General features: G+C 69.6%; 8 protein-coding genes. 4 read left to right on the top strand and 4 right to left on the bottom strand.

The genetic code is table 11. From position 1 onward, the window contains the following. Positions 1-4: 4 nt before the first annotated feature. Positions 5-382, bottom strand: a complete 378-nt coding sequence (locus K8612_RS36485; protein ID WP_120567417.1) for a response regulator — start codon at positions 380-382, stop codon at positions 5-7. 162 nt (positions 383-544) lie between these two features. Continuing rightward, entirely contained in the window at positions 545-1,378 is an 834-nt protein-coding gene (gene fabI / locus K8612_RS36480) for an enoyl-ACP reductase FabI (protein ID WP_223739138.1), read from the bottom strand. Positions 1,379-1,691: 313 nt separating this feature from the next. Here fabI and K8612_RS36475 point away from each other — a divergent pair, with 313 nt between their 5' ends. The 3 genes from K8612_RS36475 (at position 1,692) to K8612_RS36465 (ending at position 6,138) form a co-directional block, all read left to right on the top strand. Then, on the top strand, positions 1,692-4,574 hold the full coding sequence (locus tag K8612_RS36475; RefSeq protein WP_223765630.1) for a 2-oxoglutarate dehydrogenase E1 component: 2,883 nt from the start codon (positions 1,692-1,694) through the stop codon (positions 4,572-4,574). Further along, on the top strand, positions 4,564-5,769 hold the full coding sequence (odhB, locus tag K8612_RS36470) for a 2-oxoglutarate dehydrogenase complex dihydrolipoyllysine-residue succinyltransferase (RefSeq protein ID WP_223739136.1): 1,206 nt from the start codon (positions 4,564-4,566) through the stop codon (positions 5,767-5,769). The genes K8612_RS36475 and odhB overlap by 11 nt, the downstream gene beginning before the upstream one ends. Before the next feature lie 165 nt (positions 5,770-5,934). Then, positions 5,935-6,138 carry a cold-shock protein gene (locus tag K8612_RS36465; protein ID WP_014397260.1) on the top strand — a complete coding sequence of 68 codons (204 nt, stop codon included), beginning with the start codon at positions 5,935-5,937 and terminating at the stop codon, positions 6,136-6,138. 107 nt (positions 6,139-6,245) lie between these two features. Here the strand turns inward: K8612_RS36465 and K8612_RS36460 are convergent, their stop codons facing one another. Then, positions 6,246-8,468, bottom strand: coding sequence for a S9 family peptidase (locus K8612_RS36460; protein WP_223765629.1), 2,223 nt, complete (start codon positions 8,466-8,468; stop codon positions 6,246-6,248). A 119-nt stretch (positions 8,469-8,587) separates the two neighbouring features. Here K8612_RS36460 and K8612_RS36455 point away from each other — a divergent pair, with 119 nt between their 5' ends. Next, positions 8,588-9,367 (top strand): UPF0489 family protein, encoded by a 780-nt coding sequence (locus tag K8612_RS36455; RefSeq protein ID WP_223765628.1) that lies wholly within the window; start codon positions 8,588-8,590, stop codon positions 9,365-9,367. A gap of 6 nt (positions 9,368-9,373) precedes the next feature. Here K8612_RS36455 and K8612_RS36450 read toward each other — a convergent pair whose 3' ends face one another. Then, a complete protein-coding gene (locus K8612_RS36450) occupies positions 9,374-11,356 on the bottom strand; it encodes a BamA/TamA family outer membrane protein (protein WP_223765627.1) in 1,983 nt (660 codons plus the stop codon). Positions 11,357-11,389: the final 33 nt, after the last annotated feature.

The following is an 11,389-nucleotide window of genomic DNA, read 5'->3' as shown; positions in this document are numbered from 1 at the left end:
GTCTTCAGCCCCCGCTCAGGAACTGACGCACCGTCTTGGTCAGCTCGTCGTGGGACACCGGTTTCTGGATGAAGGCGTTGGCCCCCGCAGCCGAGCCGCGCTGGCGCAGGTCCTCTCCCTTCTCCGCCGTCAGCAGGATGACCGGCACCTTCTGCACCTGCGCCTGGGCGCTGGCGCGAACCTCCTTCACGAAGGTGATGCCATCCATGTTCGGCATGTTGATGTCGGCGATCACCACGCTCACCGGCACCAGCCGCAACAACTGCAGCGCGCGCTGCGCGTCCTCCGCCTCCACGATGCTGACCTTGAGGTTCATCAGGTAGATCTTGAGGATGTTGCGGACGGTCGGGCTGTCGTCCACCAGCAAGACGTTGGTGCTCACTGTGCCACGGCTCCTCGCGCCGGCGCCGCGAAGTGCGGGAGGTGCCTGCGCTGCATGGGTGATCCTACCGTGAGCAATCCAATCGGCGGAAGCGGGGGGGCTCCCGTCCGCCGGGGAGCCGGGCAGGCGGATGTCTGGACTTCCCAGGAAGGTTGGATGGCTTCAGCCCTCCTTGGGCGTGGGGTTCGCGGCGACCCCTTCTGGCGGTGCTTCCACCGTCTCCACCGGCGGTGCGCCCACCGCGTGGTAGCCGCCGTCGACGTGAATCATCTCGCCGGTGGTGGAGGACAGCCAATCGGACAGGAGCGCGCAGGCCGTCTTGGCCACGTGGTCGTGGCTGTCCTTGTCGCTCCAGCCCAGCGGGGCCTGCTTGCCCCAGTACTGCGCGAGCGCCTTGAAGCCCGGGATGCCCTTCGCGGCCACGGTGGCCAGCGGCCCCGCGGCGAGCGCGTTGACGCGGATGCCCTTGGGGCCCAGGTCGCGCGCCAGGTAGCGCACCGTGGCCTCCATGGCCGCCTTGCACACGCCCATCCAGTCGTAGATGGGCCACGCCTGCCGATTGTCGAAGTCCAGCGCCACGATGGAGCCGCCCTGGGTCATCAGCGGCGCGCACGCCACCGCCAGCTCCTTCACGGAGAAGGCGGAGATGCGGAACGCGGTCTGCACGCTCTCCCACGGGGTGTTGAGGAAGTTGCCGCCCAGCGCGTCCTCGGGCGCGAACGCGATGGCGTGCAGCACGCCGTCCACCCGGCCCCATTTCTGCCGCAGCGCCTCCGTCAGCGCCGGAAAGTGCGCCGGGTTCGTCACGTCCAGCTCCAGCACCTCCGTGCCGGGCTTGAGCCGCTTCGCGCTGCGCTCCGTGAGGGACTTGGCCCGGCCAAAGCCGGTGAGGATGACCTCCGCGCCCTGCGCGATCGCGTGCTCCGCGACGCCGAAGGCCAGCGACTGCGGGGTGAGCACGCCGGTGATGAGCAGCTTCTTGCCCTGAAGGAGCATGTCGGTACGTTCTCGAAAAAGTGGGTGGAAAGAGGGGGCGTGTGCTTACCACTCCTCAAACCGCCGTGGGGGCCCCCCAGCCCCGTGTCCCGTTCGCCTCGGATGTACGTCTGTTCAGCATGCCAGGGGCCCTGGCGGCTCGTTTGAGCCCCTCGCAGCGGGGGGATTCCGGTGCTCGGTGAAGCTGCGCTCACGCGGGGCATGACTCCATCTGCTCCCGGAAGTAAAGCCGGGCAGCCGTGCATGACGCGGTTCAACAAACCTGAGGCGAAAACCCCCCAACACGTCCCCCATCCAGTAAAAGACCCCCGCCATGGCGAATTTCCAGGACAGTTTCCTCTCGGGTGGAAACATCGACTTCATCGAGGGGCTCTACGCGCGCTTCCTCGAGGATCCGGGCAGCGTGGACGCGAGCTGGCGCGAAGTGTTCGAGCGCAACAACAGCACGGGCCGCCCCATCTTCAACACGAAGCTGCTGGAGGCCCCGACCCCCGCCGCACCGGAGGGCAAGGGCAAGGGCAAGGCGAACGGCGCCGCCGCGCAGGCCGCCGCCGCCGCGCCGCAGGCCCCGGCCGCGCCGGCCCAGGATATCGGGCTGCAGTCGAAGGTGGATCAGGCCATCACCGCCTTCCGCCTGCGCGGCCACCTGCGCGCGCGGTTGGATCCGCTGGACCGCCCGCGCCCGCAGCTCGGCCACGTGGCGGACGTGGCGCTGATGGATGAGAACCACTTCTCCGCGAAGGAGCTGGAGCAGGCGGTGGAGTGCAACGGCGTCTTCCCGCAGCAGCGCGTGCGCCTGGCGGACCTGGTCACGCGGCTGCGCCGCACGTACTCCGACCACATCGGCGTGGAGTTCATGCAGATGCTCGACAGCGAGCGTCGCCGCTGGCTCATGAAGCGCATGGAGCACAGCGACAACCGCACGCCGTTCTCCGTGGAGGAGCAGCGCCACATCCTCACCAAGCTCTCCTACGCGGAGGGCTTCGAGAACTTCCTGCACACGAAGTACGTGGGCGCCAAGCGCTTCAGCCTGGATGGCGGCGAGGCGCTCATCCCCATGCTGGACGCGCTGCTGGAAGTGGGCAGCGGCATGGGCCTGAAGGAGCTGGTCATCGGCATGGCCCACCGCGGCCGCCTCAACGTGCTGACCAACATCCTGGGCAAGAAGCCGGATCAGATCTTCAGCGAGTTCGACGGCCCCAAGGACCCCAAGGCGTACCTGGGCCGCGGCGACGTGAAGTACCACATGGGCTTCTCGTCGGACCACGCCACGCGCGCCGGCAAGAACGTGCACCTGTCCTTGGCCTTCAACCCCAGCCACCTGGAGTGCGTGGGCCCCGTGGTGGAGGGCCGCGTGCGCGCCAAGCAGGACCGCGGCGGGGACACCGAGCGCACGCAGGTGATGCCGCTGCTCATCCACGGCGACGCGGCCTTCATCGGCCAGGGCATCACGTCGGAGACGCTCAACTTCTCCGGCCTCAAGGGCTACACCACGGGCGGCACGGTCCACATCGTCATCAACAACCAGGTGGGCTTCACCACCGACCCGTCGGACTCGCGCACCAGCATCTACTCCACCGCCATCGCGCAGATGCTGGACATCCCGGTGTTCCACGTGAACGGGGATGACCCGGAGGCGTGCGTCCACGCGGCGCGGCTGGCGGCGGAGTACCGCCAGACGTTCAAGAGCGACGTGGTCATCGACCTCATCTGCTACCGCCGCTACGGCCACAACGAGGGTGACGACCCGTCCTTCACCCAGCCGGCGATGTACGACCTCATCCGCAAGCACCCGCCCGTGCGCGCGCTGTACGCGAAGGCGCTGGCGGAAGGGGGCCGCATCAGCGCGGAGGACTCGGACGCCATCAAGCAGCGCTGCTTCCAGGACTTCGACGCGGCGCTCACCCGCGCCCGCCAGGAGAGCCAGTTCAAGGAGCCCAACGCGCTGGAGGGCCTGTGGAAGCCCTACAAGGGCGGCCTCCTGAAGAACGCGCCCCAGGTGTCCACGGCGGTGGCCAAGGCCACCCTGCGGGACGCGCTCCAGAAGCTGGCCACGGCGCCGGAGGGCTTCAACGTCCACCGCGACGTGGAGCGCACGGTGCTCAAGAAGCGCCAGGGCATGCTGGAGAGCGAGGAGCTCCAGTGGAGCGAGGGCGAGTCGCTGGCGTACGCGACGCTCCTGTCGGAGGGCTACGGCATCCGCCTGTCCGGCCAGGACAGCGAGCGCGGCACCTTCAGCCACCGCCACGCGGTGCTGCACGACACGCAGACGGGCGCGGAGTACACGCCCCTGCGCCAGTTCGCGACCGGCAAGGCGACCTTCAACGTCTGGAACAGCCCCCTGTCGGAGATGGGCGTGCTGGGCTTCGACTACGGCTACAGCCTGGACGTGCCGGACGGCCTCACCCTGTGGGAGGCCCAGTTCGGTGACTTCGCCAACGGCGCGCAGATCATCATCGACCAGTTCATCGCCGCGGCGGAGAGCAAGTGGCGCCGGCTGTCCGGCATCACGCTGCTCTTGCCGCACGGCTACGAAGGCCAGGGCCCGGAGCACTCCAGCGCGCGCCTGGAGCGCTTCCTGGACCTGTGCGCCGAGGACAACCTCCAGGTCTGCTACCCCACCACGCCCGCGCAGATCTTCCACCTGCTGCGCCGCCAGGTGCTGCGCCCCGTGCGCAAGCCGCTGGTCATCATGTCGCCCAAGAGCCTCTTGCGCCGTCCGGAGGCCACCAGCCGCATGGACGAGCTGTCCACGGGCGCGTTCCAGGAGGTGATTCCGGACGCGAAGGCGGACGCCGCGAAGGTGAAGCGGCTGCTCCTGTGCAGCGGCAAGGTGTACTACGACCTGGCCAAGGCCCGGGACGAGCGCAAGGACGACACCATCGCCATCGTGCGGGTGGAGCAGCTCTACCCGTTCCCGCAGGACGAGCTGTCCCACCTGGTGGCGAAGCTGCCGGCGCTCCAGGAGCTGTACTGGGTGCAGGAGGAGCCGCGCAACGCGGGCGGCTGGCACTTCATGTTCCCCCGCCTGCACGACCTCCTCTCCGGCCGTTCGCAGCAGCAGACGGTGAAGCTGGGCTACATCGGGCGCGCCGAGGCCGCCAGCCCCGCCACCGGTTTCACGAAGACGCACGACTACGAGCAGCAGCTCATCATCGAAGAAGCCATCCTCCGAGGACCCCAGAATGGCCGTTGAACTGAAAGTCCCTCCGCTCGGCGAATCCATCACCGAGGCCGTCGTCGGCAAGTGGAACAAGAAGCAGGGTGAGGCTGTCGCCGCGGACGAGCCGCTCGTCGTGCTGGAGACCGACAAGGTCACCATCGACGTGCCGGCCCCCGCCGCGGGCAGCATCGCGTCCATCGCCTTCAAGGAGGGCGACAAGGTCCGCGTGGGTGACGTGCTGGGCACCATCGAGGCCGGCGCTGGCGCCTCCGCCGCGGTGGCCGCCGCCACGCCCGCGCCCGCCCAGGCCGCGGCGCCCGTGTCCGCGCCCGCCGCCGCTCCGGCCCAGGGCGACACGCGCATCACCCCCACCGCGAAGAAGATGGCGGAGGAGAACCGGGTGGACGTGGGCCAGTTGAAGGGCTCCGGCACCGGGGGCCGCATCATGAAGGAGGACGTGCAGGGTCAGCTCAACCGCCCGTCCGCCCCCCCGGCCCCGGCCGCGCCGTCCGGTCCCCGCCCCAACGCCGCGCGCGAGGAGCGCGTGCGCATGACGCCGCTGCGCAAGCGCGTGGCCGAGCGCCTCATCCAGGCGCAGTCCACCGCCGCCATGCTCACCACCTTCAACGAGGTGGACATGGGCGAGGTGATGGCGCTCCGCAAGAAGTACAACGACAAGTTCCAGGCGAAGCACGGGGTGAAGCTCGGGTTCATGAGCTTCTTCATCCGCGCGTCCGTGGAGGCCCTCAAGGCGTTCCCGCAGATCAACGCGGAGATCGACGGCGAGGACGTCATCTTCAAGCACTACTACGACATCGGCGTGGCCGTGAGCGGCAGCCGGGGCCTGGTGGTGCCGGTGGTGCGTGACGCGGACAAGCTGTCGCTCGCGGACCTGGAGAAGACGGTCGGTGACTACGGCGGCCGTGCGCGCAACGACAAGTTGACGATGGCCGACCTCACGGGCGGCACGTTCACCATCACCAACGGCGGCATCTTCGGCTCCATGCTGTCCACGCCCATCCTGAACCCGCCGCAGACGGGCATCCTGGGCATGCACAACATCGTGGAGCGCCCCGTGGCCCGCGACGGCCAGGTGGTCATCCGGCCCATCATGTACATCGCCCTCACGTACGACCACCGCCTGGTGGACGGCCGGGAGGCCGTGCAGTTCCTGGTGCGCGTCAAGGAGTGCATCGAGGACCCCGAGCGTCTGCTGCTCGACATCTGACTTACCCCCCCGCACATGACAGTGTTGGGGGCTCAAGTCGGGCAATCCCGGAGGGCCGGCTGGACTTCCAGTCGGCCCTTTCACTACAAATAGCTCTGTCTCCCCGGTCGTCGGGCAGAACGGGTGGCCTTCCCCACGGCTGCCCTGCAAACGCAAGGAAGCGCAATGGCAACTGGTACCGTGAAGTGGTTCAACGACGCGAAGGGCTTCGGCTTCATCACCCAGGACGGCGGCGGCGAGGACGTGTTCTGCCACCACACCGCCATCAACATGGATGGGTTCCGCACGCTGGCCGAGGGCCAGAAGGTGGAGTTCGAAGTCACCAAGGGCCCGAAGGGCCTGCAGGCGCAGAACGTCCGCGCGGCGTGAAGTGACGCGTCTCAGCCATTCCTCACGGACTGGTTGAAGCAACAGAGGCCCGGTCCCCGCAAGGGAACCGGGCCTCTGCCTTTTCAAGCCCTGGGGCCGCTCGCGGCCTACTTCTTCAGGTTCTGCTCGAAGTGGGCGATGACGCGCTCGTACTGGCGCTCGGTGATGAGCGGATCCGGCACCATGTGCGTGAGGCCGGACAGGGGCAGGAGCTGGTGCGGCTTGCCCGCGCGGAAGAGCGCGTCCGACAGCTTCAGCGTGTGGAAGAAGTACACGTTGTCATCCGCGGTGCCGTGGATGAGCAGCAGCGCGCCAATGGGGCTGTCCTTCTTCGCGTACGTCAGCAGGCTGCTGACCTCGTAGGCCTGGGGGGTCTCCTCCGGCAGGCCCAGGTAGCGCTCGGTGTAGTGCGTGTCGTAGTCGCGCCAGTCCACCACCGGGGCGCCGGACACCGCGGCCTTGAAGAAGTCCGGGCGCTTCAGCGCGGCCAGCGCCGCCATGTAGCCGCCGAAGCTCCAGCCGGTGATGCCCACGCGGGAGAGGTCCATCTCCGGGACCTCCTTCGCCAGGGCCTGCACGGCCTCAATCTGATCATCCAGGGTGACGGTGGCGAAGTCGTTCTTCACCGCGCGGTTCCACTCGGAGGTGCGCAGCGGCGTGCCCCGGCCGTCCACCTTCACCACCAGGAAGCCGTGGTCCGCGAACCACTGGCTGAGCAGGTGCGCGGCCATGGACTGGTGCACCACGGTGACGGTGGGCCCCGCGTAGACCTCCACGATGACGGGCAGCTTCTGGCCGGGCTTGAAGTCCCGGGGCTTCACCAGCGAGGTCCAGAACTTCTTCGGGCCCACCTGGCGGATCTCGAAGTTCGGCGTGAAGGACGGCTCCTGCGCCACCTCCGGCAGCTCGCCCAGCTTCGTGCCGTCGCCCTTGAGCACCACCGTGCGCGGCATGCTCTTGGGGCCCTGCGTGTTGAGGACGACCAGGCCGCCGTTCTTGGACACGAGCCCGTTCTCCACGGCCGGGCCGCTGGTGCCGGTGGCCACCTGCTCCGGCGCGCCGCCCAGCTTCACGCGCCACAGGTGGCTCTGCGTGGGGTTCGGGTCACCGGTGAAGAAGAGCGTCTTGTCCGCCTGCACGAAGCGCGACAGGTTGCGGTAGCCCGCGTCCGGCTTCACCACGGAGCGGTCCAGCTCACCGTTGGCCTTGCGCAGCTCCACCTCCGGGCCGCCGTTGCGCTCGGTGTACCAGAGGAAGCCGGAGCCATCCTCCAGCCACAGCGGGTAGTCCTGGGCCAGCTCCACCCAGGCGTTGTCCTTCTCCGTGTGGAGCACGCGCGTCTTGCCCGTGGCGGGGTCCACCGCCAGCACCTGCTCCTCCGTCTGGAGGCGGTTCTGCACCACCAGGGTGAGCGGCCCGCCCTTGTCCCACTTCACCGTGGCCAGGTACGGGTACTTCTGCGCGTCCCACTGCGCCCACACCGTCTTGCCGCCCGCGACGGGCGTAACGCCCAGGCGCACCTTCGCGTTGGCCTTGCCGGGACGCGGGTACGGGAAGATCTCCCCGCCCTTCTCCGGGTGCATCACGTCCACGATGGTGAGCTTCTCCACGTCGGACGTGTCGGACTCCGTGTACGCGATGGACTTCGAATCCGGGCTCCACCAATAGCCGGAGAAGCGGCTCATCTCCTCCTGCGCCACGAACTCCGCCAGGCCGTGCGTCTCCTGCGCGGTGCCGCCCTGCGTGACGCGCTTCTCCTGGTTGGCCGCCAGGTCCACCCGGTACACGTCGTTGTCACGGACGTACGCCACCTGCTTGCCGTCCGGCGACAGGCGCGGGTCGATGACGCCGGGGCCCGTCTTCAGCTCCGTGGACCTCCCCGTCGCGCGGTCCACCACGTAGAGCCGGCCGGACAGGGGCACCAGGAGCTGGGTGCCGTCCTCGGAGAGGCTGTAGGAGGTGAAGCCCCGGGCGCTGACGCGCATCCGCTCGCGGCGGGCCTTCTCCTCGGCGGACAGCGTCTCCTCCGCGCCCTTGAGCAGGGCCTCCGGCGTGAGCAGCTCCCGCGCCTGACCGTTGGCGACATCGAACGCGTAGAGCATCTGCACGTTGGACGTGGGGGACGTGCGCAGGAAGAGGACGGACTTCTCGTCCGGGGTGATGCGCGTGCCCACCGGGCGGCCGCTCTGGAAGCGGCGCGTTTCGGCGTACTGGCGCAGGAAGGTGTCCGGCTGCTTTTGCGAAGGGGCCATGGCGGAGGGTTTGCGCTCCTGGGCGATGGAGGGTGCGCTGCTCATGAGGAGAAGCGCGGCGGTAAGGACCTGACGCATGCGTAGCTGAATCCCCGCGCGGGGCGGGGCTCCTTTCGCGGGAAGGTGCGGGCAAGCCTACACTCCGGCCGCCGCGCGGCCCTGCCAACGTCCGGCCCTGGAGAGGATTCCCAACCCGCATGAACCCGAAAAATGACGACGCCTTGCGCCACCTCCGCCTCGCGGGCGTGGTGCGGCTGGGCCTGGGCGGTGGCCGGGGTCCGATGGACGCCTATGTGTTCGACCCGCATCGGCTCGCGCTGCCCGCGTGGGCGTGCGCCCTGGGCGACGCGGGCCCGCCTGCCCTGCTCGTCACGCTGGACCGGCACCTGGACATCGTGGTTCCGGAGCGCCCCGCGGACATGCCGGACCGCTCCGCCGGCCTGCACGCGCTGGATGAGCACGCGCGGTGGAAGCTGGACGTGCGCAACTACGACCACATCCTCGCGGCGATGGAGGCGAACCTCGTGGGCGACGCGTTGATCATCGCGCGCACCCGGCCCCGGGGCTCCTTCTCCGGGGACACCTACGTGGACACGCGCGGCCGCTCGCACCGCCTCGTGACGGTGACGACCGTGGACCGCGCGGCGGAGGCGTACCTGCGCCCCGGCCCCACGGACGCGGTGCGCGACGTGCTGGAGGCCGCGTCCGCCGTGCTGCTGGACGTGGACCTGGACTGCTTCACCAGCCTGAGCGACGCGGACCCCACCACCGTGCTGCCGTGGCCGAAGGCCGTCATCCGCGAGTTCCTCCTGCCGCCCGACTCGGAGCCCTTCTGGGACGCGGTGCTGGGCAAGGCGGTGGCGCTGACGCTCGCGCGCGAGCCCCACCACTGCGGCGGGCTGCTCGCGTCCGGAGAGCTGTTCCGCGACGTGGCGGAGGTCCTCTTCCGCGAATTGCTCCGCGTCGAACCGCCCTGAGCCGCGTCAGGGGGAGTCGAGGAAGCCGGGCCGGTACTCCGTCACCTGCCCGCTGCTGAGCGACAGGCGGCTGCCCACGGGGGGACGGTCGCCGTTGAGCACGTAGCCGAAGTCGATGCGGAACGGGAACACGTTGAACTGGGGGAACAGCACCCGCAGGCCCACGCCCACGGTGGTCACCATCTCCGGCCGCTTATTGAACGCGCTGCCCGAGTCCAGGAAGAACACGCCGCCCACGTGCACCGTGCGCACGACGAGCGGCGCGGTGCGGTACTCCAGGTTCACCAGCAGCAGCCGCTTGCCGGAGTACGCATCCACCGCCGCGCCGCGCAGGCCGTTGCTGCCGCCCAGGAGGCTCACGCGCTCGGACAGGTCGTCGATGTTCACGTCCAGCAGGCCGCGCGCCACGAAGCGCCCCCCGAGCACTCGCGGCGACACCTGCACCAGCTCCGCGGCCCAGCGGCGGTTCGTCCAGCCCTCCTTCACGCCCGGCCGCGGTGCATTCAACTGCTGGCGGACGGACGCGGCCGCGGACGCGGTGGTGAGCGCGTCCCCCCAGTGCACGCGGTAGCGCAGGGACAGCCCCCCTTCCGCGAAGTGCGCGGCGGACGGGAACACCGGCGGCGCGTAGCGCAGCGTGGCCAGCACCGAGTGCCCCAACTGGAAGTCCTCCGACAGCGTGTACGAGTCCACGTTGCGCAAGACGTCGTAGCGGGCCTCGAAGGCGCTCAAGGAGAAGTTCGCGTACCCCGCGTCCTCCGCGCGCGGCAGGTAGTTGCGGCGGAACCAGTCCGCCTGCGCGTCCGTGAGCTGGGACGCCACCGGCGCGGCGTAGGCGTAGTGGTAGGCCCCCGCGCCCATGCCCACGTTCCACTTGTAGCGCTGGCCGTAGGAGCGCGTGTACGTGGCGCCCGCGGCCACCTCGCGCGCGTTGTAGATGTACGGCACGGGCTCGCCGTCCGGGAACGGGAGCTGCCAGATGTCCGCGCCCCGGAACTGCCGCGCGGTCTCCATGTTCCACGCCACGGACGTGCTCAGGCTCCACGGCGTGGCCAGCGAATACAGCGGCCGGCTGACGACCAGGCTCCCCCGCGAGCCCTCCGCCCTCCCCGTGTCGCGGTTGATCAGCACCGCGGCGGACTCCGTCAGCGACCAGCGGCTGCCGAGCACGCGCCGGTCCGTGTAGCTCTGGCCGAGGCTGAACGTGTCCAGGCGCATGATGAAGTCCAGCGCCACCTTCTTGCCGCGCCCCAGGAAGTTCTGCTCCGTGCCTTGAAGGCGCAGGTAGAGCAGCAGCGAGCCCACGGCGGAGAACTCGTTGTTGAGCCGCAGGGACCACAGGTCCTTGGTCACCAGCAGCAGCGCGACCTTGTCCGGCGCGCTGCCCTTCACCGGCACCGCGCGCACCACCGAGAACAGCCCCAGCTTGCGCAGGTTGCGCACCGACTCCGCGACGAGCGCCTCCGAGTACGGCTGCCCCGGCGTAATCAACACCTCCTGGCGGACGACCTCGTCGCGGGTGCGGACGTGGAAGATGTTGAGCAGCGATGGATACGGATCCATCGGCGCGACCACCTCCTCCGCGGCGACGAGCACCTCCTCCAGCACCTTGCCCTGGGGCGCGGGCTCCACCTGGCGCTCGACCTCGCCCAGGCCCCACGCGATGAGCGCCTCCTCGTAGTTCTTCGTGCGCTCCGCGTCCGTGGCGGCCTCGGGCGCCTGCGTGCCCTCCGGCCCCACCGGGACCTGCTCCGCGCGGGGCGGCGCCGCGACCTCCGTGTTCGACACGCCCGACGGCTCGACGTCCGGCGAGCGCACCGGCGCGTCCGAAGGCACCACGTCCCGGGGCTTGCCGGAGCCTTCAGGCTCGGGCGGACGGGGCGCATCGGAGGGCAGCGACGGAGCGCCCTGCTCGGGCGACGCCTGCCCTGACGGAGTGCCCGTCGCGACGAGCAGGGTGACCAGCAGGACGGGCAGCGGGAGCGGCACGCGCGCATCCTGTCATGCGCCGGGCCTGCCGCC

Origin of the sequence: Corallococcus sp. AS-1-6 (genome assembly GCF_020037015.1) — a bacterium.
Classification (GTDB): Bacteria; Myxococcota; Myxococcia; order Myxococcales; family Myxococcaceae; genus Corallococcus.
The sequence above is the reverse complement of the archived record's forward strand: the minus strand, read 5'-3'. Positions and strand labels throughout refer to the sequence as shown.

Bases quoted from the DNA above. Each gene is read 5' to 3' on its own strand.
- fabI (WP_223739138.1), bottom strand. From the start codon at position 1,378: ATGCTCCTTCAGGGCAAGAAGCTGCTCATCACCGGCGTGCTCACCCCG.
- K8612_RS36475 (WP_223765630.1), top strand. From the start codon at position 1,692: ATGGCGAATTTCCAGGACAGTTTCCTCTCGGGTGGAAACATCGACTTC.
- odhB (WP_223739136.1), top strand. From the start codon at position 4,564: ATGGCCGTTGAACTGAAAGTCCCTCCGCTCGGCGAATCCATCACCGAG.
- K8612_RS36465 (WP_014397260.1), top strand. From the start codon at position 5,935: ATGGCAACTGGTACCGTGAAGTGGTTCAACGACGCGAAGGGCTTCGGC.
- K8612_RS36460 (WP_223765629.1), bottom strand. From the start codon at position 8,468: ATGCGTCAGGTCCTTACCGCCGCGCTTCTCCTCATGAGCAGCGCACCC.
- K8612_RS36455 (WP_223765628.1), top strand. From the start codon at position 8,588: ATGAACCCGAAAAATGACGACGCCTTGCGCCACCTCCGCCTCGCGGGC.